17 protein-coding genes are annotated in these 26,070 nt (G+C 62.0%); 8 read left to right on the top strand and 9 right to left on the bottom strand.

Going from position 1 to position 26,070, the window contains the following annotated elements:
* Positions 1–2 precede the first annotated feature (2 nt).
* Entirely contained in the window at positions 3–893 is an 891-nt protein-coding gene (locus tag ACF8K2_RS12015) for an NAD(P)-dependent oxidoreductase (RefSeq protein ID WP_392464967.1), read from the bottom strand.
* Between the two features lie 179 nt (positions 894–1,072).
* Here ACF8K2_RS12015 and ACF8K2_RS12010 point away from each other — a divergent pair, with 179 nt between their 5' ends.
* Positions 1,073–1,984: a LysR family transcriptional regulator gene (locus tag ACF8K2_RS12010; protein ID WP_186553349.1), complete on the top strand. Its 912-nt coding sequence runs from the start codon at positions 1,073–1,075 to the stop codon at positions 1,982–1,984.
* Positions 1,985–1,989: 5 nt separating this feature from the next.
* Here ACF8K2_RS12010 and ACF8K2_RS12005 read toward each other — a convergent pair whose 3' ends face one another.
* The 4 genes from ACF8K2_RS12005 to ACF8K2_RS11990 form a co-directional block, all read right to left on the bottom strand.
* Positions 1,990–2,724, bottom strand: a complete 735-nt coding sequence (locus tag ACF8K2_RS12005) for a proteasome-type protease (RefSeq protein WP_264234542.1) — start codon at positions 2,722–2,724, stop codon at positions 1,990–1,992.
* 78 nt (positions 2,725–2,802) lie between these two features.
* Positions 2,803–3,582: a transglutaminase family protein gene (locus ACF8K2_RS12000; protein ID WP_264234543.1), complete on the bottom strand. Its 780-nt coding sequence runs from the start codon at positions 3,580–3,582 to the stop codon at positions 2,803–2,805.
* Positions 3,579–4,529 (bottom strand): alpha-E domain-containing protein, encoded by a 951-nt coding sequence (locus ACF8K2_RS11995; protein WP_264234544.1) that lies wholly within the window; start codon positions 4,527–4,529, stop codon positions 3,579–3,581. The genes ACF8K2_RS12000 and ACF8K2_RS11995 overlap by 4 nt, the downstream gene beginning before the upstream one ends.
* A 3-nt stretch (positions 4,530–4,532) precedes the next feature.
* Positions 4,533–5,942 (bottom strand): circularly permuted type 2 ATP-grasp protein, encoded by a 1,410-nt coding sequence (locus tag ACF8K2_RS11990; RefSeq protein ID WP_186553345.1) that lies wholly within the window; start codon positions 5,940–5,942, stop codon positions 4,533–4,535.
* Positions 5,943–6,661: 719 nt separating this feature from the next.
* On the opposite strand from ACF8K2_RS11990, the gene ACF8K2_RS11985 reads away from it, so the two are divergent.
* Entirely contained in the window at positions 6,662–14,938 is an 8,277-nt protein-coding gene (locus tag ACF8K2_RS11985; RefSeq protein WP_392464964.1) for an RHS repeat-associated core domain-containing protein, read from the top strand.
* Between the two features lie 135 nt (positions 14,939–15,073).
* Positions 15,074–15,289: a hypothetical protein gene (locus tag ACF8K2_RS11980; protein WP_392464962.1), complete on the top strand. Its 216-nt coding sequence runs from the start codon at positions 15,074–15,076 to the stop codon at positions 15,287–15,289.
* A gap of 207 nt (positions 15,290–15,496) precedes the next feature.
* Here ACF8K2_RS11980 and ACF8K2_RS11975 read toward each other — a convergent pair whose 3' ends face one another.
* From ACF8K2_RS11975 to ACF8K2_RS11960, 4 genes are all read right to left on the bottom strand, one after another.
* Positions 15,497–16,438: a LysR family transcriptional regulator gene (locus tag ACF8K2_RS11975; protein ID WP_392464960.1), complete on the bottom strand. Its 942-nt coding sequence runs from the start codon at positions 16,436–16,438 to the stop codon at positions 15,497–15,499.
* A 103-nt stretch (positions 16,439–16,541) separates the two neighbouring features.
* Entirely contained in the window at positions 16,542–18,065 is a 1,524-nt protein-coding gene (locus tag ACF8K2_RS11970; RefSeq protein ID WP_392464959.1) for a tripartite tricarboxylate transporter permease, read from the bottom strand.
* Positions 18,062–18,592, bottom strand: a complete 531-nt coding sequence (locus ACF8K2_RS11965; protein ID WP_392464957.1) for a tripartite tricarboxylate transporter TctB family protein — start codon at positions 18,590–18,592, stop codon at positions 18,062–18,064. The genes ACF8K2_RS11970 and ACF8K2_RS11965 overlap by 4 nt, the downstream gene beginning before the upstream one ends.
* A 20-nt stretch (positions 18,593–18,612) precedes the next feature.
* The gene (locus ACF8K2_RS11960; protein ID WP_186553341.1) at positions 18,613–19,623 is read right to left on the bottom strand and encodes a tripartite tricarboxylate transporter substrate binding protein; all 1,011 of its coding nucleotides are present in this window, start codon (positions 19,621–19,623) and stop codon (positions 18,613–18,615) included.
* Positions 19,624–19,850: 227 nt separating this feature from the next.
* On the opposite strand from ACF8K2_RS11960, the gene ACF8K2_RS11955 reads away from it, so the two are divergent.
* The 5 genes from ACF8K2_RS11955 to ACF8K2_RS11935 all read left to right on the top strand — a co-directional run bounded on the left by ACF8K2_RS11955 (position 19,851) and on the right by ACF8K2_RS11935 (position 26,056).
* Positions 19,851–21,176 (top strand): MFS transporter, encoded by a 1,326-nt coding sequence (locus ACF8K2_RS11955; protein ID WP_392464955.1) that lies wholly within the window; start codon positions 19,851–19,853, stop codon positions 21,174–21,176.
* Positions 21,169–22,128, top strand: a complete 960-nt coding sequence (locus ACF8K2_RS11950) for an amidohydrolase family protein (RefSeq protein ID WP_392464953.1) — start codon at positions 21,169–21,171, stop codon at positions 22,126–22,128. The genes ACF8K2_RS11955 and ACF8K2_RS11950 overlap by 8 nt, the downstream gene beginning before the upstream one ends.
* Positions 22,125–23,138 (top strand): 4-hydroxythreonine-4-phosphate dehydrogenase PdxA, encoded by a 1,014-nt coding sequence (locus ACF8K2_RS11945; RefSeq protein ID WP_392464952.1) that lies wholly within the window; start codon positions 22,125–22,127, stop codon positions 23,136–23,138. Before ACF8K2_RS11950 ends, ACF8K2_RS11945 begins: the two co-directional genes overlap by 4 nt.
* Before the next feature lie 398 nt (positions 23,139–23,536).
* Complete coding sequence (locus ACF8K2_RS11940) at positions 23,537–24,850, top strand: MFS transporter (protein ID WP_186553337.1); 1,314 nt, start codon at positions 23,537–23,539, stop codon at positions 24,848–24,850.
* A gap of 30 nt (positions 24,851–24,880) precedes the next feature.
* Positions 24,881–26,056: an L-lyxonate dehydratase gene (locus tag ACF8K2_RS11935; RefSeq protein ID WP_186553336.1), complete on the top strand. Its 1,176-nt coding sequence runs from the start codon at positions 24,881–24,883 to the stop codon at positions 26,054–26,056.
* The last annotated feature ends 14 nt before the right edge of the window (positions 26,057–26,070 follow it).

The raw sequence follows: 26,070 nt of genomic DNA, 5'->3' as shown, positions 1-26,070 counted from the left end.
GGTTATTCCCCACGGCCAAACAAAGCGTTGTCGGTGCGCTGCACGATGCAGCAGAAATCGTCGGAATCAGGCAGGGTCTGGCTGCTCTGTTGCCACAGTTGCGCGACCAGGCGCGACAGTGGCAGGTCAAGGTCCAGGCTGGCGGTCAGGTCGCAGGCCAAGCCGACGTCCTTGCGCATCAGGCCCATGGTGAAGCCTGAGTCATAGGCCTTGTTCAGTACCCAGGTCGGGAACATCACCTGGCTGGCGCCGCTACGGCCGGAGCCGGCGTTCAGGCCTTGCAGCAGTTTCTCTGGATCGACGCCGGCCTTGGCCGCCATGCTGACGGCTTCGGCGGTGCTGATCAGGTGCGCGGCGGCGAGCATGTTGTTGGCGATCTTGGCAACGTTGCCGGCGCCGACACTGCCGATATGCACGCGGGTGCCGCTCATGGCTTCAAGCACCGGCGTGGCCTTGGCGAGGTCGCCAGGTTCGGCGCCGATCACCATCGACATGGTGCCAGTGGCAGCGCCTTTGGGGCCGCCGGAGACCGGTGCGTCGATAAAACCGATGCGCTGCTCGCGCAGGGCCGCGGCCACCTTGCGGCTGGTCTCGGGGGTAGAAGTGGTGGTGTCGATCACCACCAGGCCGGCACGGCCCAGCTCGAGGATGCCGTCATAACCCAGGCACACGGCTTCGACGTGTTCCGCTTTAGGCAGCGACAGGATCAGCACATCGACCGCCGGGATCAGCTCGGCGCATACGCCGACCGATTTCACCCCGAGGTTTTCCGCCTGGGCCAGGGCTGCGCCCGACAGGTCGAAACCACTCACGTCAAAGCCTTTCCCCGCCAGGGTCGCGGCCATGCCACGGCCCATGTTGCCAAGCCCGATCACACCTACTTTCAACGTCATGGAGATACTCATCCTCGAATATGTGCCCGCATTGGGTGAAGCAACCCCGTCGGGCCGGTGTGCAAGCGCTGCCGACGTCGCCCTGGGCTGATGGGTCGAGTATGGACAGCCCTCTGTGATCGCAGCAATAATCACTGAAATGAAATTCTGTTGCCTTTAGCGCAACACACAGGAGCCTTATGAGCGTCGTCCAGGATCGCCGCATTCTTTACTTCTTCGAGGCCGTCAAGCTGGGCAGCGTGCGCGCCGCCGCCGATTACCTGGACGTGGCGCCGTCGGCGGTCAGCCGGCAGATCGCCCAGCTCGAACAGGAGCTCGGTAGCCCGCTGCTGGAACGGCATCGGCGTGGGGTCAAGCCCACCGAGGCTGGCGATCGGGTGCTGCATTACTACCGTCAGCGCCTCTCGCAGCAGGAAGTGTTGCTCGATTCGCTGCAGGCGCTGCGCGGCTTGCAGAGCGGTTCTGTGGTGCTGGCGGCGGGCGAGGGCTTCATCGATGGCTTGGCGGCGCCGCTTAGCCGGTTTTCCGAGCTGTATCCGCGCATCGACCTGCAGGTGAACGTGTGCGGCACCAATGAAGTGATTCGCCAGGTGGTCGAGGACGAAGCGCATCTGGGCCTGGTGTTCAACCCGCCAGGCGATCCGAAGATCCGCTCCCATGCCCACACCCAGCAACCGGTGTGCGTGGCCGTCAGCCCCGATCACCCGCTGGCCAAGGAAACCGCGCCGCTGCCGCTCAAGGGGCTGGACAACTACCGCTTGGCGCTACCCGAGGTGTCCTACGGCATTCGCCAGATCGTCACCCTGGCCGAGCATCGCCTGGGCATCACCCTCAAGCCAACGCTGACCTGCGGCACCTTCGCCATGCTCAAGCGCTTTTCGATGTACGGCGGGGTGACCTTGATGCCAACATTCGTCATGGAAGAAGAGATTCGCAGCGGCCACCTGGTCGCCCTGGCGCTGCAAAGCGAAGTGTTCAGCTCCCCGGAAACCCACTTGATCAGCCGCCTGGGCCGGCAATTGAGCGTCGGCGCCAGTCGTTTATTGAGCATGCTTTTGCAGGACATGACCGCGTTCAAGGCGCAGCCTTGAACGCATCACTCTGCCAGGTAGTTGCGTGGCGGAGGGGGCAGCTCGGCTAGCAGCTGTTTCAAGCCATCGCTCCATTGCTGGCGAATTTGCCGGTAATAAGGGTCATCGCTGGTAATGCGCAAGCGCTCCATGGCCTGCAAGCGGTCTTTGCGATACACCAGCAGATCCAGTGGCATGCCCACCGAGAGGTTGCTGCGAATAGTGGAGTCGAACGAGATCAGGCCGCAGCGAAGCGCCTCATCCAGAGGGGTGCAATAGCTGAGGTTTCGATCGAGAATCGGCCTGCCGTACTTGCTCTCGCCCAGTTGCAGGAACGGCGTGTCCGGCGTGGCCTGGAAAAAATTGCCCTGCGCGTAGACGTTGTAGATGCCCATCGGCGCGCCTGCGATCTGCCCACCGACGATGAACGAGCTGCTCAGCTCGATCTCCTCGGTCAGTACGCTGCGATCGCGCATCACCACTTCGCGCAGGGTTTCGGCGACCAGCACCGTGGCGTCGTAGAGCGTGGCGACATTCAGCAGGTGACTGCCAGTGCCGCGGGTGCGTTGTTCGAGCAGGTTGATCACCGATTGCGAGGTGGCCAGATTGCCAGCGGTTTGTAGCACGATCAGCCGATCGCCCGGCACGCTGAACACGAACAGTTTGCCGAAGGTGGAGATCTGGTCGATGCCTGCATTGGTGCGTGAGTCGCTGATGAAGACCAGCCCGTCCGCCAAGTGCATAGCGACGCAGTACGTCATGCTGTTTCCTTTGTTATCGAGATTGGATGATCCCGCCGTACTCGATGCGACGGGATCTGCTTGTGCAGCGACAGAGGGTTATTGGCGCTGCACCTGGACGTTGGCCATCATCGATTCGACCCCGCCACCACGGCGTACGCCCCTGACCGGGCAGGCATCGAGATAGTCCAAGCCAATCGCCAGCTTCAGGTGCCGTTCCGGTCGGGTCAGGCGATTAGTGATGTCGAAGCTGTACCAGGCCTCATCGACCCAGGCTTCGGCCCAGGCGTGGCTGGCCAGGTGGTCTTGGTCCTCGGTGCACAGATAACCGGAGACATAGCGTGCCGGGATACCCAGGCTGCGTGCGCAGGCCAGAAACGCATGGGTATGGTCCTGGCAGACCCCAGCAGCGCCAGCAAAGGCCTCGATGGCCGTGGTGCCCACCGAAGTCGCCCCCGGGCTATACGGCATGTGCTCGGCCAAGGCCTGCATCAGCGCGGTCAGTGCGGCCCGGTCGCGCTGAGCGCCGCAGTGCTGCACCGCGAACGCTTTTAGGGCATCGCAGGCTTGGGTCAGATGGCTGCTGCGCAGGAACGGCAGGGGCGACTGACTGCCAGCCTCCCATTCGCAATCCGGGTCGATCTCCACCCGGCCACTGGCCGTGAGGGCGAGGTGGCCATGGGGTTTGTCCAGGGTCAGCACATGCAGGATGTTGCCATAGGGGTCGATCTGGCTGTTGACCTTGCAGGGCAGGTCCAGCTGCCATTCGAGAATGCGCTGGCGCTCACTGCTGCGCGGGGTCAGGCGCAGGAACTGGATGCTGTTGCGCACGTCGCTGGCGTAGCTGTAGGTGGTGTCGTGGCGAATGGACAGTTTCATACGACCTCCAGATAGGAGTTATGCACGCTTTGGCCGAGCCGGTTGATGCGCTCGATGAAATCGCTCAGCCACAGGTGCAGGCCGGCTTCGAGAATTTCATCGATTGCGGTGTAGCGCAGGCGGGCATTGAGTTCGGCGGCCATGCGCTGGGCGGCGCGCCCAGTGCTGCCGGGCAACCCTGCGAGGATCAGGTCGAGCTCTTCGATACAGGCGTGCAGCGAACGTGGCACGTCCACCCGCAGCAACAGCAGTTCGGATACCGGGCGGGCGCTGGGTGGGGCGCGGTAGATTTCATTGAAGGCTTCATACGAGGTCAGCGCGCGCAACAAGGCGCTCCATTGGTAGTAGCCGCGGGCGGAGTCGTCGCTGACTTCCTCGGAGGCTTCCCCGAACATCTCGTAGCGCGCATCGAGCAGGCGCAGGGTGTTGTCCGCCCGTTCGAGGAAGGTGCCCAGGCGGATGAAGCTATAGGCGTCGTTGCGCATGATGGTGCCGGAGGTCGCGCCACGGAACAGGTGCGAGCGTTCCTTGACCCAATCGCAGAACTGGCTGATGCCGTAGCGCCCCAGGCCATTGCTGGCAATGTTGCGCATCTCGATCCAGGTGGCGTTGATGTTTTCCCACATATCGGCGGTGATCCGGCCACGCACGGCATGGGCGTTGGTTCGGGCGGCCTGCAGGCAGCAGTAGATGCTGCTGGGGTTGGTCGCATCGAGCGCGAAGAAGTGCAGCATGCGCTCGGTGTCGAGCTCGGTATGGCGCCGGATGTAGTCGTCCAGGGTGCCGGAGGCCAGTAGCGACATGGCCAGCTCGGCGTGGCCATCGCTACGCCCGGCCTGGGGCATCAGCGACAGCGAATAGCTGACCTCGAGCATGCGCGCAAGGTTCTCGGCGCGTTCCAGGTAACGGGACATCCAGTACAGATCGGAAGCGGTTCTTGAGAGCATCGGTCAGTCCTCCACCACCCAGGTGTCCTTGGTGCCGCCGCCCTGCGACGAGTTGACCACCAGCGAGCCTTCTTGCAAGGCGACCCGGGTCAGGCCGCCAGGCACCAGGCGGGTTTCGCTGCCCGACAGGACGAACGGACGCAGGTCGATGTGGCGCGGCGCGATGCCGTTTTCGACGAAGGTCGGACAGGTCGACAAGCACAGCGTGGGCTGGGCGATGTAGGCGTGCGGGCGGGCCTTGATGCGGGCCCGAAAATCCTCGATCTGCGCAGCGCTCGCCGCCGGCCCGACCAACATGCCATAGCCACCGGAGCCCTGCGTCTCCTTGACCACCAACTGCGGCAGGTGCGCCAGTACGTGGGACAGGTCCTGCGGCTTGCGGCATTGCCAGGTGGGCACGTTGCGCAGAATCGGCTCCTCACTGAGGTAGAAGCGGATCATTTCGTCGACATAGGGGTAGATCGACTTGTCGTCGGCGACCCCAGTGCCGGCAGCATTGGCCAGGATCACGTTGCCCGCCCGGTACACGGCGATCAGCCCGGGCACGCCGAGCATCGAGTCGGGGTTGAACGACAAGGGGTCGAGGTACTCATCGTCCAGTCGCCGATAGATCACGTCCACCTGCTGGGGCCCGGCCGTGGTGCGCATGTAGACATGGTCGTCGCGCACGAACAGGTCGGCGCCTTCGACCAGCTCGATGCCCATCTCGCGGGCCAGGAACGCATGCTCGAAGTAGGCGCTGTTGAAGCGCCCCGGGGTGAGCACCACTGCGGTAGGGTTGTCCAGCGGGCTGGCGCTCTTGAGTGTGTCGAGCAGCAGGTTGGGGTAGTGGTCGATGGGCGCGATGCGCTGGGCGGCGAACAGCTCGGGGAACAGGCGCATCATCATCTTGCGGTCTTCGAGCATGTAGCTGACCCCGCTGGGGGTGCGCAGGTTGTCCTCCAGCACGTAGTAGGTGCCATCGCTGTCGCGAACCAGGTCGACCCCGGTGATATGCGCATAGAGGCCGCGATGCAGATGCAGGCCCTGCATGGCGACCTGGTAGCCCTCGTTGGCCAGCACCTGCTCAGGCGGGATGATGCCGGCCTTGAGGATGCGCTGGTCGTGGTAGATGTCCTGCAGGAACAGGTTCAGCGCCTGCACCCGCTGGATGCAGCCGCGCTCGACGGTGCGCCACTCGCTGGCGCGGATGCTGCGCGGGATGATGTCGAACGGGATCAGGCGTTCGGTGTCTTGCTTGTCGCCGTACAGCGTGAAAGTGATACCGGCACGATGAAACAGCAAGTCGGCCTCGCGCCGACGTTGCTCCAGCAGCTCCAGTGGGGTGTTCGCCAGCCAGCGGGCGAAGGCTTGATAATGTGGGCGGCAACTTCCGTTAGCCTCATACATTTCATTGAAAAACGCTCGGGACATACCCACTCCTTGCCACGTCTAGTCGGCATTCTTATCGTCGGCGGCGCTATTGCAGGGCGCTGCAAGTCAGCACTGCAATGACGATGCCGAAACGCCTGGGGCAGGGGTGATAAGTGCAGAACGTGCAACAAACAGCCGATGTGCGCTGTTTGCTATCAAAAAAGCGCTGATCTTGAGTGAATTATCGGTGGGTGGTTTGCAGTGGTCGCGTTAGCCGATGGTTGGAGAAATTCTAATTGCATCAAAATAGGGCGGGCCGGAAGCGCACTTTGAAGAACTTTGTCAGCATCCGAATGCTGAGTCGCTTACGAAGACCGAGGCCGCCAGGGGCGCTGGCGTGTTCCATGTGGTGTTTGTGGTATCTCTGTTCATATTGGACCTAGCATTATTGCCAGGTGACAGGGGCTTAAAGCTATCCGAGACTCACAGTCCTAAGTTTTGCTTTAGATAGCAAATCATGAATAGCTGCCACTTGGGCGGTGCCCAATCCAAGTCACAAGAGGTTTAGTATGAATAGGTTCTCAACATGCAAGGTGCGGGGTTACAACAGAAATATTGTTGAGAGGGCCGGGATTAAGGTAGGCGAGGAAATTCGTGTCAATGGGAAAGCGTGTTGGTTTGTTGGGGTCAATGATATAACTTTGGTGGTTTCATATATAAATGCGGAAGGCAAATATCCAGTTGGGCACACCTATGACACAAGTAGCGGTGGTTTTCACGTGCTCAAGTCTATCGACGGCATCGAGCCCGAAGACGTTAGCGTTTACAGTCAGAATGAGTCAAAGTATACGCTGCTTGAAAGTGAGTACTTAGAAGCAGTCGATAAACTCGACAGTTCGTTAGCGGTGGCGATAGAACTGAATAGCCTTCTTCTTCCTCGGCAAAACCTGCCCTTGCCGGTGCTGATCCTATTGAAGCCGGAAACACTCGAGCGATACGGGTTAGCGCTTACATCCTATGGTTTGCTCTGTTGCTTGGAAGACTGGGCGTTGAACGAGGATGAAGCGTCTTACCTCACGTCCTTCAACCCTGATTCGTTCGATCTGCTACATGAAAATTTATCCCAGCACTACGGCTTCATGCGTAACTTCAATACTCTAAAGTCCATTGGCCCCATTCGTATAACGTATGAGGATGTCTGCAAAGTCTACGATATATCAGCGCTTGAGTCAGTCTCAATTGTTATGAAGCCGCTGCTGGACAAGGCCGCCGGCGACCCTCTTGTTTTGCCTGTCACGACCTCAGAGCACTTCGTTGTGCCTTACTTAATTAGCACCCGCCCTGACGGTTATCTCCCCGATATGAACGAATTCTCGTTGGAGCGGGTGGGGAGTGCCGACGGGGGCTGGTACAGCCTATGTCCGCTCAAGGCCGATCGCCGCTTGGCCAAGGGTGAAACGGTCAGCGCCTGTCTGGTGCACCGCCGCACTGGCGAACTGACCCGTATCGACTACACCGCGCAGGCCGACAAGCTCGACGCCGAGCAGTGGCTCGCGGATTTCGCCCAGCAGGTCGCCGCAGCCGGCAAACCGATCACCGCCGGCGGTTGGAGCGATGACAATGAATTCTCCAGCCGCCATCCGGCGCCGCGTCTCTGGTGCCAAGCCGACTACCGGGCCTTCAGCACTGCGCCGTTCAGCAACAACCTGGTTCAGTTGCTGGCCTGTAACGATGACTTCCCGCTTGCCCAAGGGCAGACCTTGAGCCTGCAGGTGCGCGACGTCAAGACCCAGGCGCTGCATGAGCAGCACCTGTTTACCGCCGAGGCGGACAGTGGTTGGAGCAAGGCGCTGTGCGAGCAGGTCAACCGGGACAGCCACCTGCTGCGGGCCGGTGTGCTTGAGGGCGATTGCACGGTGACGCCGGGCGAGGCCAACAATGCGTTCTGGGGGCCGCAGTGCGGCGAGCTGTGCGTGACCCTGGTCGAGCTGAGCTGGTGGGCCAGCCGCGCGCTCGATGGCACTGCGCTGCCCAGCGATGGTGCGCTGCGTGCCTGGGTTTACGATGCGTTCTCCCAGCGCCTGCTCGGCCACCATGAATGGACGCCGAGCTCGGTACAGCGCGCCAAGGATGAATGGGTCAAAGCCTGGGCCGAGGCGCTGGATAATTCGCAGGTGGCTCCCTACCTGCGCGTCAACACCATGACGGCGATGCTCGAACAACGCGGCGACGCACTGCGTATTTTCGCCACGCTGCCGGGTGACGACTTTCCGGTCGAAGGCCCGCTGCTGGCGGCACCGTTCAAGGCGCCGGACGATATCGTGCTGGTGACCGTGCGTCACCCCGGTGATCAGGCCTTGTTGCACCACGCGTTGTTCAGGCCCAAAGCCTGCGATCAAGTGCCCAGCGACCAACCGACTTGGCTAAGGGCGCTGGCCCGTTTCATCGAAACGCAGCAATGGCCGGAGCTGTGCGTCAAGGAGGGCAAGCAGCTGTGGCTGGCGCGCAACGCCGAACTGCAGGTCACACTGGATAACCTCGGCGACGGCAAGGACTGGAACATAGAGGACTACGAGCGAGACCTGCTGAACACTGATCAATCGCCACGCGACGCGGCCGCCGAGCAGGAGCATTTCACCGTCGAACCAGCCGAGGGAGTGACGGGGGTAACTATCAGTTCGCTGGATGTAGAGCTGGAGTTCCGTCTGGACACGGCAGCACGCGACAGAGGCTACCGGGTGATGGCTTGCGTGCCGAGGCAGTCTGCGGCGAAGCAACTTAGAGAGGCCTATATCAGCTATGTAGAGACTGCTGTCAGGGTTGGTAACCCTGTCGTCGTAACATTCGCCGAAACGGGAACGCTATCCGCCTCCACGAAAGTCACGTCCGCCGCTAAGGTCAACACTGAACACATTAAAGAGTTTTCCACTTTATGGAGCGCCTTAGAAGGTGACTTAGACGCCGACGCTTTCAATGCCGTCTACAAGTTGGCCTATGAGGCATCCCTGGAGGAAGCAAGCACTGAAGCCCAAGCCAGCATAGAACCCTTTACTTCCAATCAAGCACGCTATGACGCCGTCTACGCTGAAACCGTTGCTTTCCTCGGCGCTAAACTCACCGCCGCCAAACTTGCCTACGCGATTGTCGTCGCTAGTAAGGAAGCTACTGCAGTATGGCCAGTATCGGTCACCAGTGACACCATTACCTGGCAAGGCCCGCTGAGCAACCAGGCCTATGACCTCTACCTGGATTACCCCGAGTCCGAACGCGGCAATGACACCCTGACCGTGGGCCATATCGGCGCCCTGCAAACCAGCCAGTTCTGGCACGACGCCAAGCCTGTCAATTTCACCCCGGCCAAAGCGCTCGAGGAACACACTGAAATTGGCTTCCTCTGCGAAGACTATGGCAACACCAGCCGCTCCGAACTTTTCGATACCGACGGCCACAGCGAAGCAGGGGTAGACCCGCGCACGGGGCTGTTCCACGCCCATTACCCGGTGGCCAGTTTGCAGGGTTTACAAGGCCAGGGGCCGGTGGTCGACCTGACCCTGCATTATTCGGCGCTGCGCGCCAACGAGGCCGGGGTGGGCGATGGCTGGGCCTGGCGCTTTTCTAGCGTGCAGGTACGCGACAGGCTGTTGATCCTGGCCGATGGTGCCCAGGTTAAGTTCACCGAGGAGCAATGGAAGCAACTGGGCGAGAAAGAGCCGATCAAGCTGGCCTCATGCGTGGTGCGCAGCAACGAGGATTACAGTGAGTTCACCCTCGACCTGCCTAGCGGACGCCAGGAAGTTCTGAGAAAACCTTCAGCCCCGGGCAGTGACGAAGAAGAGCCAAACAAGACGTTTTACGATCTGATTTTGAAAGCGTTGAAAGCCATCAGGGACAAGTCCAAGCCGGACTATCCGGCGATACCTGAAAGCGGATGGAAAAACTGGGCGAAATGGATAGCGTGGTTCTTTCCACCCTATTATCACATCCCGGCGTATTTCGATTACCAGGAAGCGCTCAATGCGTGGGAGAGCCATAAGGATATCAATGAACTGAAAAAACGCATTGCCGAACTTGAGGTGCCGTTCGTGTTGTTGCTGCCTTCGACTATCGAGTCTCCCGATGGCGAAAAGTTGACGTTCGAATGGAAGCGTCAGAACGGTCAGTTCCTGCTGTTGACGGTCAACAGCGGGGAAGAAGCCTTGTTCAAGGCCGAGTACCTCACCCCGCAAGAGAAGAGTGCGCAAGTCAATATGCAGATCTGGCCGAAGAGCACGATCGAAAGCTACGAGGTCAGGCTGGAGCTCAAAGACTACTTGATGCGCTCGCTCATGCGCATCGAGCAAGGCAGCGTGCTGCAGCATGTCCACTGTGATTACGACGACGACAAGACCCTGGACCGGGTGCTGTGTGGCTTGCGCGAGCTAGACGGCTCGGTAGAGAGCGTGAAGTACCAGCCGTGGAAGGCCAAGAATGACCAGCAGAACAAGGCGCGCCCGGGCCTGCCTCGGGTAGCGCTGCATACCCTGCTACCAGGCGACGGGCAACAGAACCAGGTGACGACCTATCGCTACGATGGAGACTTTCTGCGGACCGACCAGGGCATCGTTAGCGTCGAGTATGAGAGTGGTCCGCATGGGGCCAGGGAACAGCACGTGCTGGTGCACGGCATGGTCAGTCACAGGGGTAGGAATGAGCGTTTCGAACTGTTGCGTGGAGTAGCTTCTGAGCAACGCCACTTGCTGGCCTTTACGACGCGCGAGGACGTAGGGAAAACCGCTAAACATAAGGTAACCAAGGGCTACCGCTACACGGGGGCGGGCGATGAGTTCGCTGAGCTGCTCCACGCCCTCGAGGCGGGGGGCGCAGACGACGAAATCAAAGTGAAGGACGGGGCGGTGCTGGTCGAACGCCAGCGCGAGTTGCTCGAATGGTTCTTCTTCAAATCTAGCTTTGCCGACCGACCTAAACTGGCCGCGTGTATCACTCGGCTGCTGGCCAGTGCCCCTCGTCCAGAGCGCGATGCACAAGCACGCACGGTGGAGGTGGCGACGCAGGAAGAGGATATGGCTGGCAATGTGCATCGGCTGCATACGAGCGACGAAAAGACGCTGTACCACTGTTACTACAGCCAGGCCGGGAACAACTGGTTTACGCCCAACCAGCTAAAGGGGCTGAACGGACTGCAGGGGCTTGCACGGCTGCCGACCTTGAGCTGCCCGTTCCTCCCGGAGCATGCCTCGGCACCGCTCATGGCTCAATACCAGTGTGACCCCTTCGGTAATCCTCAGAGCTTATCTTTGTTCGGTTATCGCCAAGTGAGTCGTGGCGGTCGCGACATGCTGGAACTGTCCGAGGTGGTGACGATCCAGGGTGTCAAGGGTCTGTTCAAGGATAACCGGCTCGACGCTCAAGCCACCTGGTTGCTGGCTGACTCGCCCGCTAAGTTGCTGTGGCGCCAACAGCTTATCGAGACTACGCCGGTCAGCAGAAAGAAAACACCGAGCGGAGAAAGCTTGGTCAAGCAGTGGTCGGTCAAGAGCACCCAGCTCACCCATCTGGGCGACACACTATTCGAAATGGAGAGCATCCAGGAGTTCGAGGACAACCCGAGCAACAAGTATGGCATTGTGGTGCGCGTCACCTCCAGCACCGAGGCCGGTAGCGTGCAGTTCAGCAAGGAACTGCGCTCGCGGCATGGCCGGCGCCTGTTGATGCAGGTCAAGCACGCCGAGGAGGTGCACTGGCAGTACGATGCGCTGGAGCGGCTGATTCACCAGACACGCTTCCTGCTCAAGACGGGGAGCACCTATAGATGCAAGCAACAGAAACCCGACGAGCAGACCGTCACCACCTATTCGTTTGACGGCAAGGTCGCGACCCACATCCATGCGAACAAGGACATCAGCCGCAGCTACCTGGACGGCCTGGGGCGGGTCTGGCGCCGCGAGGTGCGCAAGCATGGCAGCGAGTACTATACGCCGCTGGAACAACACAGTTGGCAAGGGCTGGATACCTCGCAGCCGTTGGCCAGCTGCGAGTGGGACTACTGGCCGGGTGGGCAGGCGGTGCTGCGAATGACCCCCGGGGTGTCGGGTGTGGGGCCGCAAGCGTGGGTCAGGGAGCAAGGAGGCTTGGATGGGCCTGCTACACGCAAAATGCTGCAATTCCAGCTCAATCAAGCCGCTGCGCCCAGTGCGTTCGGGTTCGAGCCGTTCGCAATGCAAGACATGCCGAGCCATCACTTCTTCGAAGAGGGCCTCGACGAACAATGCTTGTTCCAACGCAGCACCGATTATACCTACTGCAAAGACGGCACTTTTGAGCAGCTGGAACATTTGAGCGATGGCGCCGGCCAAGTACAGCTGCAGGTGCACAAACGCTTCGACAGCTCAGGCGAGGTCGTCGGTTATCAACGCACGGTGGACGAGCAAACCTGCACGTATAGCCTGGAGCGCGACGCTCTGGGCAGGGTAACCAAGCTCACCCGCCCCGACAAAACCACCGTCGAGTACCGCTACCATGGCCTGAGTATCCACGCCACCGAGCTCAAAGTAGACGGCAAGGTGGTGGCAACGCAGCAGGTGAACAACCCCAGCAAATTGGCCTCACGTACGGTAGGGGGGCGTACCTACAGCTTCACCGACGATAGCGTGACCTTGCCCGACAAGAAAAGCACGCTCAGCACCCTGCGAAGCGCCGAGGGCTCGAGCTTTAAGGCCAACGGCCAGTCTCTCTCTACCATTAGCCAGAAAGGCGGCACCCTGACCCTGGCCTCAGCCGCCAGCGACGGGGCGATGAAGAACGGCTGGGAGCAGACCTACTGGGACGCGAGCCTACCCGGCCGGCAGTGGGTTGCACAAACCTCGCTGCGCGCCAAGCGCCAGGCCTGCCGCTGGCTGAGCCTGCGTGGCCAGTTGTTGGCAGAACTACGTGCTGACGGCCACTGGCAGCGTGTGTTCACCAATGAGAATGACCGCGTGCTGCGCACCTGCCAGGACCATGAGGAGGTGCTGTATCGCTACGATGCCCTCGGCCGTCACCAGTCACGCCAGGCCCAGGCGCTCAAGGCCGGAGGCCTATGGCAGGTGCTCAGCGAGCATGACGGCTTTAGCCGGGAAGTCACCCGACGTTTCCTGCACAACGGCAACGAGTGCTTCAAGCAGTGCCTGACCTGGCGCGGCGACGGCCGGCTGGCCAGCAAGACCAGCTACCACAAAGGTCAGGAGCTGCGTGTCGAGCGCTTTACCTATGATGTGCTCGACCGCCTACAGCTTTATGAATGCAACGCAAGCATGGCCGAGCATTGTCCTCAAGACGCCCAGGGTAGGCCGGTCGTGGCCCAGGAGTTCCGCTGGGACGCCCTGAGTAACCTGACCCACTGTGTCACCACTGATGTTGATGGCAGTAGGCAGACCGAGGAAATGACCTATAGCACGACCGATCCTACCCAGCTAACGGCAATCAGCAACCGTCCGTTGACCTGGAGCGCCAATGGCTACCTGACCAACGACGGCCGGCGACACCGCTTCAGCTATAACGCCGCTGGCCAGATCGCTAAGGTCAGCGATGATGATGGCAATGTACTGGCTCGCTACGAGTATGACGGCCGCCAGCGTCTGGCGGCGCAGTACCTCAAGGGCGACGAAAGCACCCGTGAGCTGCGCTACGACGGCGATGAACTGATCGGTGAGATCCGCTATGACAAGTCCGGTAAGGTCAGCCACACCACCAGCCTGTCCAGCGGGCTGGCCCAGTACGATGGGGGCGAGGTGCGCTGGTTGATCGACGACCCGCAGGTGGGCGTTGCCGGGCAATTCAAGGACGGCGCTCTTGAGCTGGCACCGCTGCTGCCATTCGGTGAAGGCAAGGCGTTGGACGGGCTGGTCAATGGTTACAACGGCATGCGTCGGGATTCAGTCACCGGCCACTACCACGCCGGCAATGGCTACCGCTGCTATGACCCGACGCAACGCCGTTACGCTCAGCCGGACTGGCTCAGCCCGTTTGGTGAAGGCGGGCTCAATGACTACGCCCACTGCCCAGACCCAGTCAATCTGCACGACCCCAGCGGGGCGATTATGCTCAGCCGCTGGGATCAACATCGGCTATCGACCAGATACGCCCAGGCGCTGCAAGACACTCAGAAAACGACAGTCGGTGATCGCTGGCGAAACTTGGGGTTCTCGGCGCTGGTGCTTGCGGTGAGCATTGGGCTCACCGTTGCCACCGGAGGCTTGGCGCTGCCCCTGATGGTCGCTGTCATAGGGCTGATGGTAGTGGCGTTCGCCTTTGAAGTGGCGTCGGTGGCCACCGCGAACACCGACCCTGAATTGTCCCGGAAACTGGGTATCGTCTCAACCGCCACTGGAATATTGAGTGCTGTCGTGGGCATAGCCAAGACTGGATGGACAGTGCTGAAGCACCTGTGGACGACTGCTAAACATGTCGGGCAAGGCTTAAAACAGGTAGCGAGAGGTGCCAAAAGCATGTGGGGCATGGTGTTCAAACGGACGTCGCGGGTTGGGTCCGCAGGCCATGCGTCACGAGCCGGAACCGGGGGGCGTTGGGCAGACAGGGTTGCCTGGTGGGAGGCCGGTAGGGCTACAAAAGTGTGCGAGTGGCGCAGCGTGCCCGGCGCTTACCGGTGGGTCAAGGCCCACCTGCGCGGACGCATTGCCCCTCCGGAGATATCCAAGTTTGACTTTTCGCGTTCGGGTGCTTTTGGGAAAATTGGCAACTTCGTGCAGGACAAAGGATTGCTCTCGAAATATGGGCATGTTCCCAGGTCGCAGTTAGTTGACTATCTAGCAACCGGTTTCGGCGCGTCACTTGACGGCAATACGGTGCGAGGGACGGTCGAGTCCAGCATAGAGCTGGAGCGCAAGCGACAAGAGGCGCGGCGATTGGAGGCAGAGGGGAAAACACCAATTGCGAGCGCTGCGACCAGTGTGTGGGGCGCGAGCACTACTTCAGTCTCGGTGGTACCCAAGCTGCCGTATATAGACAAGGTGCAATTCGGGCTGCCACCGGCGACGGACCGCGTGCAATTCTGGTGGTGAGCACGCCGCAGACTTGGCCATGGTGACCTGACATAAATGCCAGTATCGGGGACATGGTCGGCGCAGTAGGCTTTTCCTGTTCCCAGGTTCGGGAGCGGGAACAGTCTCACAGACAATGATATCGAGGATGAAACCATGATCGTAGCAACGGGAAAGACAGGTCCAGTGTTCGAGTACGATGAAAGTCGGCACTTCGGCCGCATCAAATACAGACACAACGGAGAATGGGTGTACCTACCGCCCGAGGAGGCTGACGGAAAATACCTGAAAAATGGCGACGTTGTGATCTTCGATATCATTATTGATGTGGAGAGTGAACAACCTCACGCCACTAACGTGAGGCGCACGTAGGCCAAGGCGCTGCTAACCGCGCCTAGCCTCTGGAGGCGAGGCGCGGTCATTTGGCGATGTAGATGCAACGCTGACCGATCTGTGCTACTTCCGACGTTGGCTGGACCGCCGATTCATGAGACGTTTAAAAGGTCGTGAAAAGCCCTACCGCGATGGTTTCGTTGCCTTGCTCCATGTGGTGACTGCAACATCTCTTTCTTGCAGTGCCTAAGCAGACCGCCCTTGCTCAGCCCGCACCGCCGCCATGAACGTCTGCATCGCTGACGACTGCACGCGATTGCGCCGGGTAATCAACCCATAAGGCGGCAGGCGCGGCTCAAGCTGGATCGGCAGCACCGCCAGCAAGTGCCGCCCTGGGTAGTCGTCGACCACCGAGCGCGGGGTGATGCCGATCATGTCGGTCTGCTGCAGCAACGACAGCAAGGTCATGATCGAGGTGGTCTCGACGATGCTGCTGGGCAAGTCGATCCGGGCGTTGTGGAACGCCTGGTTGACGATGGTGCGCATCGGGCTTGGATGCTGTTGCAGCACCCAGGTCATTTCCTGCAGCTCGGTCCAGGCGATCTTTTTCACCTTGGCCAGCGGGTGCTGGGCGCCGGTGATCACGCACAGCTCCTCTTCGCCGAGGCTGTCGAACTGCAAGTCGTCGGTACGCGCATTGCTCGGGATGCGCCCCAGCACCACATCCAGCTGGTCCTGTTGCAGGGCCTGGACCAAGACATCGCTGGTGTCCACCTGCAGGCTCATCGACAGCCGTGGGTGGCTCTGCTTGAGGGTGGCGATGGTGCGCGTCAGCAAGCCTGAGGCCAGCGCTGGAATGGCGCCGATGGTGACCCGGCCGAGGTTGCCCGATTCCAGCGCGACCATTTCCTCGCGCATGCCCGACAGCTCGGCGAAGATCATCCGCGCGTAGTAGATCAGTGTTTCGCCGAACGGCGTTGCGCGCATGCCGCGGGCCAGGCGTTCGAACAACTCGACGCCGAGCAGGTCCTCGGCTTCGTGGAGCATCTTGGTGGCGGCCGGTTGGGTCATGCCGATCTCTTCGGCGGCGCGGCGCAGCGAGCCGAGTTCGTCCAGGGCCAGCATCAGGCGCAGTTGCCGCAGGCGCAGCCGGCTGTGGATGATGTTGGCGTCGGGGATGCGGGACATGGTCTGGCTCGTGGGCATAGGGGAGGCCAAGATTGACAAGAAATGGAGGAGGGCGCCACCGCCGCGGGGCAGGCGCGCCCTCAAGGCGGTGGCGACTGCAAGGTTATGCCGGGCGCCGGGCCAGCTTGCGCCCGAGCACGCTACGCAGACTGGCGATGGCCTTGGCCAACAGCGGCCAGAACAGCATCACCAGCGCCGCGCTGGTCAGGCTGGCCACCAGCGGGTTGGACCAGAAGATCGCCAACTGCCCGTCGGAGAACAGCATCGACTGGCGGAAGGCGTCCTCGGCCTTGTCACCCAGCACCGCTGCCAGCACCAGCGGGGCGATCGGATAGCCGAGCTTCTTGAACAGGTAGCCCAGCGCACCGAAGATCAGCATCAGGCCGACGTCGGTCATCGAGTTGTGCACCGAGTAGGCACCGATGGCGCAGACCATGATGATGATCGGCGCGATGATCGAGAACGGGATGCGCAGGATCGAGGCGAACAATGGCACCGTGGCCAGCACCACGATCAGGCTGACGACGTTGCCCAGGTACATGCTGGCGATCAGCCCCCAGACGAAGTCGTGCTGTTCGACGAACAGCGTCGGCCCTGGATGCAGCCCCCAGATCATCAGGCCACCGAGCATCACCGCGGCGGTTGCCGAGCCGGGGATGCCCAGCGTCAACATTGGTAGCAGGGCGCTGGTGCCGGCGCTGTGGTCGGCGGTTTCCGGGGCGATCACCCCTTCCACCTCGCCACTGCCAAAGCGCTCGCGGTTTTTCGAGAAGCGCCGCGCCAGGCTGTAGCTCATGAACGAGGCGGCGGTCGGACCGCCTGGGGTGACGCCCATCCAGCAACCGACCAGCGCACTGCGCAGCCAGGTCAGCCAGTAGCGCGGCAGCTTGGCCCAGGTGCGCAGGATCACCATCGGCGTGATGCGCGCCCGTTCACCGCGAAACACCAGGCCTTCCTCCACCGTGCAGAGGATTTCGCCGATGCCGAACAGGCCGATCACCGCCACCTCGAAGCTGAGCCCCGAGAGCAGCCAGGGTTGCTCGAAGGTCAGGCGCAGTTCGCCGGACACGGTGTCCATGCCGACGGCGGCCATGCCGAAGCCGATCATCATCGCTACCAGGGTCTTGAGCGGTGGGTTCTTGCTCAGGCCGATGAAGGTGCAGAACGCCAGCAGATAGACGGCAAAGAACTCCGGTGAGCTGAACTGCAAGGCGAAGCGGGCGATATGGGTCGACAGGAAGGTCAGCAGCAACACCCCGACCAGCGCGCCGAGCAGCGACGAGGTGAACGCGGCGGTCAGCGCTTCGCCGGCCTGGCCGTTGCGCGCCATCGGGTAGCCGTCGAAGGTGGTGGCCACCGACGACGGCTCGCCGGGTATGTTGAACAGGATCGAGGTGATCGAACCGCCGAACAACGCACCCCAGTACATGCACGACAGCAGGATGATCGCCGACACCGGCTCCATGGTGAAGGTCAGCGGCAGCAGCAGGGCCACGCCATTCGGTGCGCCCAGCCCAGGCAGCACGCCGACCAGAATCCCCAGCAGCACGCCGACCACCATCAGGCCTAGGTGATGTGCGCTGAGGATCAGGCTCATGCCTTGCATCAACGAGTCGATTTCACTCATGGCCGCAGCCCTCCCAGCACATTGGCCACGTCACCCAGCAGGCCTGCTGGCAGCGGCACCTTGAACCACAACGCGAAGATCAGGTAGCTGGCCAGTGCGGCGCCGCAGGACACCAGCACCATGGTCAGCCAGCGATGGCCCTGACCTGCGCGCCGTGCGCGCCACATGAACCAAGCGATGAACAGGATCGAGGCCAGGTAGATACCGGTGAACGGTATGGCGGCTACAAAGCCCACGATCGGCAGGAACACCGCCAGCACCTGGCGAAACGCCTGGCGGCCGACGAAGGATTCGGCAACCGCTGGGCGGCGCAGCAATGCCAGCAGCAGATTGCCGAGGCTGGCGCAGCTCAGCAGCAGGCCGATGTAGAAGGGGAAGTAGCCGGCCTCGGGGCCGGCATCGCCCCAGCCGATGCCGATCGCCAGGCTGCCGTGCATGAGGATGGCGCCCAATGCGCCGGTGAACAGGGCAAGGCCGGTTTCCACCCAGCGGGTGGCAACCAGCGGTGTGTCTGAGGAGGTGGACATGGTGCTCTCCCTTGCAAGGTTCACTGGCGCAGCCAGCCGGCATCCTGGAACAGCGGGATGACCCGCTCACGGTCCTGTTCGATGTAGCTGACCAACGCCTGCCCCTCAAGGAAGGTCGGGGCCAGGGCCGAACGCTCGATATAGGCCTTGAACTCCGGGGTCTGGCTGACCTTGCGCAGCAGTTCGACATAGAAACTGCGTTGCGCCTCGCTGATCGCTCCCGGCAGGAACACCGTGCGCGGGAAACGGTACTGATCGATGCCCAGGCCCTGCTCATGGCAGGTGGGGATGTCGGCCCAGGACTGCTCGGCGGTGACCTTTTCCTGGTAGATCATGCGTTCGTGGCTGAACACGCACAGCGGCCTGACCTGGCCGCCACGCCATTGGCTGAGGCTTTCGGCGGGGTTGTTGAGGTTGGCCGCGATGTGCTTGCCGGCCAGCTGGATCGAAGCCTCGCTGCCGCTCTTGAACGGGATGTAGGTGAGCTTGCTGCCGACCTGCTTGCCGATTAGCAGCGCCAGGGTCTGGTCGACATCTTTCGACTGGCTGCCACCAAAGCGCAGCTTGCCGCCATCCGCCAGCGCGCCTTTGAACGCTGCGGCATCGGCCCAGGGTGCATCCTGGTAGGTCCAGAGAATGAAGTCGTCCTCAGCCACCGCTGCCACTGGCGTCAGGTCGGTCCACTGGTAGCCGAGCTTGGCCACCAGCGGCAACAGGTACACATTGTTGGTGCCGATCACCAGTTTGTGCGCATCGCCCTGGGCCAGCTTCATGTCGAGGAAGGCTTCGGCGCCGTTGCCGCCACCTTTGTTGAGCACCACGGTATTGACGTCCAGCAGCTGATGCTGGCTGATCGCCGACTGGATCAGCCGGGCCAGTTGATCGGTGCCGCCGCCAGGGCCTCCGGCGACCACGATCTCCACGTTCTTCTGGGGTTTCCAGGCCTCGGCGAGGGCGGGCAGGGCGGGGGCGCTGAGCAGGGCGCAGGTGGCCAGGAACGACGACAGGTGACGCGCGTAGGCGTATCGCATGGGTGACCTCTTGTTGTCTTTGTTATGGGTAGCCGCAGTGTGCGAAGGGAACCGATAAGCGTCTATTCAAAGTTAGGCATACATCGATAGCCCTGGGTTATAGCTGAGCGATAACCTCAGGCAATGGCTGTATGAGCAGCTTTGATTAGACGGTTATCGTTGCGCCGGCCATAGTCGCTGTGCCGGCAACGACCGGATCACAACAATAACAAGCAGAGGTAGCTCCTATGGCTCAGGCACAAACGGCTGTGCTGCAAGCTGCGCGTTCAGCCGATAAAGCTGTCGCGCTGAAGGCCAGCAACGTGCGCTGGCGCATCTTCGCCATCATCTTTGCACTGACGGTGATCAACTTGATCGACCGTGTTTCGCTGTCGATCGCCATGCCCACCATTGCCGCCGAATTCGATCTTTCGCCGAGCATGCAAGGGCTGATTCTGAGCAGTTTCTTCTGGGCCTATGCGTTGTTGCAGATCCCTGGCGGCTGGTTGATCGACCGCTTTGGTCCGCGCCGGGTGATCGGCTGGTCAACGGGTTTGTGGGGGGCTTTCCAAACCCTCGCGGCATTCGCCACGGGCGGGTTGTCACTGATGTTCGCGCGGGTGGCGCTGGGCGCTGCGGAGGCGCCGTTGTTTCCCTCCGGCGGCAAACTCAATTCGCTCTGGCTCGGCCCCAGCGAGCGCAGCCGCGGCGCCGTGCTGATGGACTGCGGCGGCCCGCTGGGGGCTGCGCTTGGCGGGCTGATCATTGCCTACCTGATTGCTGTGCTCGGCTCCTGGCGCATCGCCTTTTTCGTCGCCGGCATCGCCACCCTGGCCATGGCCTGGCTGGCTTGGCACTACTTGCGCGACAACCCCGCCGAACATGCCTCGGTCAATGCCGCCGAGCTTGAGCAAATCAATGGTGGGCGCGCCGTACCGGCCGCTGAAGCGGCGCAGCAACAGGCTAAAGGCCTGGGCATCGCGCCACGCTCGCTGACCGGCATTCTGCTCGGGCGCGCCAGTTGGGCCATGGTGTTCTTTGGCTTGTTGACCTGGGGGCCGAGCTATCTGGCCCATGCCCGCGGTTTCGATATCAAAGGCATCGGCGCTGCCACCTTCATCATCTTCCTGTGCGGGGCGCTGGGTTCGCTGGTCGGTGGCTTCCTGTGCGACATGCTGATCCGCAAGGGCGTGCGCCGAGGCTTGGCGGCCAAGGGGCTACTGAGCTTTTCCGGCCTGGTGGCGCTGTGCGCGTTTCTCCTGCTGCCTGGCCTGAGCAATGCCTATGCCGCTGTAGCGCTGCTGTCGCTGACGGCGTTCTTCCTCATGTGGGGCAGCCTCTACTGGAGCTTCCCAGCATTGCTCGCCGCGCCCTCGCGGGTAGGCCTGATCGGCGGCGTGATGAACCTCGCCGGCAGCCTGGGCGGCATCGTCGTGCCGATTCTGGTCGGCGTTCTGTTGCAGCACCTTGGGGGCTACCCGGCGGTGCTCGGATTCTTTGCCCTGTGTTCGGCGCTGTTCATCGTCGGCACGTTGTTGATCGCTCTGGACAAAACCGAGGTTAACCATGGCTGAGTTGTACGACGGGCCAATCGTCGATGCCCATCATCATTTCTGGGACCCTGTGAACAACCCGCATCCGTGGTTGGCGGCGAGTGCCAATATCCCGTTTCGCTACGGTGACTACAGCGCGCTCAAGCGCCGTTACTTCCCGCAGGATTATTTTGCCGATGCGGGCGAGCACCAGGTGGTCGAGACGGTGTACGTGGAAACGGAGTGGGCCCCAAACGACCCAATCGGCGAGACCCGCTTCATCCATGCGCTGGCCGCCCGCTACGGCACGCCGAATGCGGTGGTTGCCCAGGCCTGGCTGGATGCCGACGATGCCCCCCAGGTGCTGGCAGCCCAAGCGGGCTTCGCGCGGGTACGCAGCGTTCGGCACAAACCGGGTGGGCCCAGCCATCCCGACCAGGTCGGCCGTTCGCACAGCTTGATGAGCGATGAGCAGTGGCGCCGTGGCTACGCCGAACTGGGCCGCCATGGTCTGCACTTCGACCTGCAGACGCCGTGGTGGAACCTCGACGAGGCGGCACGCCTGGCGCGGGATTTCCCCAATACCTTGCTGATTCTCAATCATGCCGGGCTGCCGTCCGATCGCAGCGCCCAGGGCCTGGCCGACTGGCAGGCGGCCATGGCGCGCTTCGCCCGTTGCGACAACGTCGCGGTAAAGATCTCCGGCATTGGCCAGGCCGGCAAACCGTGGCGCGCCGAGGCCAACGCCTGGATCGTGCGCCAGGTCATCGCCCTGTTCGGCAGCGAACGGGCGATGTTCGCCAGCAACTTCCCGGTCGATGGCCTGTGCGGCAGCTTCGATGAGATCTACCGCGGCTTCAAGCGCATCGTTGCCGACTTGCCGCCTACCACCCAGGAACAACTTTTTCTGCGCAATGCACGGCGGATCTACCGCACCGTGCCCGACACCCTGCGCCATGCCCAGCTATCGCCCGACATGAGGACTCCCGTATGAGCAAGCACACCCTTCCACGCCTGGCCATGGTGCTCGGCGATCCGGCCGGTATCGGCCCCGAGCTGATCGCCCGGCTGCTGGCCGAAGCGCAGGTACGCAGCCAGGCGCACGTGGTGTTGATCGCCGATGAGGACGAAGTGCGCCGCGGTATGCAGATCGCCGGTTGCGAGTTTCCCTATCGGCGGGTCGACTCGTTGCAGACCCTGGACTTCGCCGATGACACGCCGTTGCTCTACCCGTATCGCGGCCAGGCCCAGGGCGCCTTTGCGCGCAGCGAAGCCAGTGTGATTGGCGGGCGCTACAGCCTGGATACCTTGGCCGTGGCGCTCGAACTGACCCAGTCGGGCAAGACCGACGCGATACTGTTCGGGCCACTGAACAAGACCTCGCTGCACTTGGCAGGCATGGGCCATAGTGACGAGTTGCACTGGTTTGCCGAGCGCCTGGACTTCAACGGGCCGTTCTGCGAGTTCAACGTGCTCGATGCGTTGTGGACCTCGCGGGTTACCTCCCACGTGGCCCTGGCCGAGGTGCCGGGCCTGCTCAGCCAGCAGCGGGTGCTCGAAGCGATTGGCTTGATCGACACTGCGCTCAAGCGCAGCGGCCTCGCCCAGCCGCGCATCGGGGTATGCGGCCTGAACCCGCACAATGGTGACAACGGCAGCTTTGGCCGCGAAGAGCTGGACATCATCGGCCCGGCAGTGCAGCGGGCACGTGAGCAGGGCATCGATGCCGATGGCCCGTATCCTGGCGACACCATCTTCCTCAAGGTGCAGGGCGACGCCAAGGCCTTCGATGCGGTGGTGACCATGTATCACGACCAAGGTCAGATCGCCATCAAGCTGATGGGCTTCTCGCGCGGCGTCACCGTACAGGGCGGCCTGCCGATCGCCATCACCACCCCAGCCCACGGTACTGCCTTCGACATCGCAGGGCAGGGCAAGGCCAATGTCGGTGCCACCCGCCAGGCCTTCGAAATTGCCTGTCGCATGGGCCGCAACGCCCGCTGAGTGCCCGGCGGCTTTGCCTGACACAACTCAATCCCCACGGTTTGTACGGGGCCCTGTGGGAGCGGGCTTGCCCGCGAAGGCCGCATCACCCCCTCCCAGCCCTGCGCAACCTCATTACAGCTAATCATCTGGCGGCCCGGTCCAGGGCCGCCTGCTGCTTCTTCTAATAGTGCTTCTAACTTCTCCAGCCAGCTGGCTGCACAGCCTGCTACCCGCACGTCCAGGTGATAACCCCAACGCGACCAACCAAGCGAAAGGTATTACCTCAGGCTATCGATGGATACGCATAAGTGATTATCCAGGCCGGCAAGGCCCCTCTAAAGTCGCCCCCAACACCAACAATAAAAACCTGCCTGGCCGCTTCACCCAGCGCTCCAGGCAAACGCGGAGATCCCTCCATGAACGACCCTGCCAGCTCTCTGGCCTCGGCCATTTCCACCAGTCGTGCGCGGCTGCTGCCTTTTTTGATCCTGATGTACGTACTGGCCTTCATCGACCGCGCCAACGTCGGTTATGCCCGCGCCTACCTGCAAGCCGACACCGGCTTGAGTGACGCCGCGTTCGCCTTCGGTGCAAGCATCTTCTTCATCGGCTATGCCTGTTTCGAAGTGCCCAGCAACCTGATGCTGCACCGTCTCGGCGCCCGCGTCTGGCTGTGCCGGATCATGGTCACCTGGGGCCTGGTCAGCGCGGCGATGATGTTCGCCGACAACGCCACCACCTTCTATGTGCTGCGCTTCCTGCTGGGCGTTGCCGAGGCGGGCTTCTTCCCCGGGATCATCCTGTACCTCACCTACTGGTTCCCGGCCCGCAGCCGTGCTCAGGCCCTGGGCTTGTTCTACTTCGGTCTGCCTTTGGCGCTGGTGCTGGGCGGGCCGCTGTCGGGCTGGCTGCTGGAGTTCAAGGGGGTGTTCGGCATGGCTAACTGGCAGTGGCTGTTCGTCGTCGAGGGGCTGCTGGCGTCGCTGGTCGGGATTGCGGCCTATTTCTACCTGGTTGATCGTCCAGCCCAGGCCCGCTGGTTGAATGACGCGCAAAAACAGGCGCTGGAGCAGCAGCTGGCCGAAGAAGATGCGCAGAAACAGGGCCACGGACCACATGGATTTTTCGGTGCGTTGCGCAATCGCCAGGTACTGAAGTTCTGCCTGGTGTATTTCACCGTGCAGATGAGCGTGTACGGCGTGGTGTTCTACCTGCCGACCCGCATCGCCAGCTTCCTCGACGGCCAGGTCAGCCTGAATGTCGGCCTCTACACCGCCATCCCTTGGGCGTGCGCCTTGGTGGTGACCCGCCTGGTCACCCGTTACGCCGACCGTAGCGGACTGCATCGGCAACTGGCGGTGGTCATGCTGGCCATGGCTGCGGCGGGTATTGCCGCCTCGGCGCTGGCCGGCAGCCTGGCACTGGTGATTGTCGCCTTCTGTTTCGCCGCCGCCGGCTTCGTTGCCGTGCAACCGCTGTTTTGGACCCTGCCCACCGGCTACCTCAGCGGCGCCGCCGCCGCCAGTGGCATTGCCTTGATCAACTCGTTGGGCAATCTCGGCGGTTTCGTTGCGCCGAACCTCAAGACCCTGACCGAAACCCTGTTCGCCGACCCCCGCGCTGGCATGTTCGCCTTGGCCGTGGTCGGCGTGCTGGGGGCCTGCCTGCTGTCTCGACTGAAAGCTTCCCGACCCACCCCAGCCCCGCTCGAAGTTGCCCGGGCCGGCTGATCATCCCTTGTAGTGAGAGGACCTTCACCCATGAAAATCAAATCTGTCCGCACCCGTGTCTTTGAATGGAAGGGCAAGGTCGTGCCGCCCCAGGCGCACTTTTGCACCAACGCCAGCGACATCCTTTTCGAGCGTGGCGATGCCATGGGCTCGTTCCGCTTCCATGGTTGGCTGGTGGTAGAGATCGAAACCGACACCGGCATCGTCGGCATCGGTAACTGCGCCCTGGCGCCGCGAGTGGCCAAGGAAATCATCGACCTGTACCTGGCACCGATCTGCATCGGCGAAGACCCCTTCGACAGCGAGTACATCTGGCAGAAGATGTACCGCCGCACCCATGCCTGGGGACGCAAGGGCATCGGCATGGCCGCCATTTCGGCGATCGACCTGGCGATCTGGGACATCATGGGCAAGGCCGTCAACAAACCGGTGTTCAAGCTGCTCGGCGGGCGCACCAAGGAAAAGATCTGGACCTACGCCTCCAAGCTCTACGCCAATGACAACCTCGACCTGTTCCTGGAAGAAGCCCAAGGCTATCTGAACCAAGGTTTCACCGCGCTGAAGATGCGCTTTGGCTACGGCCCCAAGGATGGCCCGGCCGGCATGCGCCGCAACATCGAGCAGGTGCGCGCGCTGCGTGAACTGGCCGGCCCGGATGTCGACATCATGCTCGAATGCTACATGGGCTGGACCCTGGAGTACGCCCGGCGGATGCTGCCCAAGCTGGCCGAATTCGAGCCGCGCTGGCTGGAAGAGCCGGTGATCGCCGATGACATCGAAGGTTATATCGAGTTGAAGAAGATGGGCATCATGCCGATCTCGGGCGGCGAGCACGAGTTCACCGGCCATGGTTTCAAGGACCTGCTCGAGCGTCGGGCGGTGGACGTCATCCAGTACGACACCAACCGCGTTGGCGGCATCACCGCTGCGCGCAAGATCAACGCCATGGCGGAAGCCTGGTCGGTGCCGGTCATTCCCCATGCCGGGCAGATGCACAACTATCACCTGACCATGGCCAGCACCGCCTCGCCGATGGCCGAGTTCTTCCCGGTGTTCGACGTCGAGGTCGGCAACGAGTTGTTCTACTACGTGTTCAAGGGCGAGCCGCAACCGGTCAACGGCTACATCCAGCTGGACGATGACAAGCCGGGCCTGGGGCTGGAGATTTCCGAGCAATACCTCAACGACTTCAACATCATCGAATGATCGCGTCGGGCGCC

The sequence above is a fragment of the Pseudomonas sp. xss_2 genome, from assembly GCF_043104195.1.
Lineage (GTDB): Bacteria > Pseudomonadota > Gammaproteobacteria > Pseudomonadales > Pseudomonadaceae > Aquipseudomonas > Aquipseudomonas urmiensis.
This window is presented reverse-complemented; position numbering and strand designations above follow the sequence as displayed.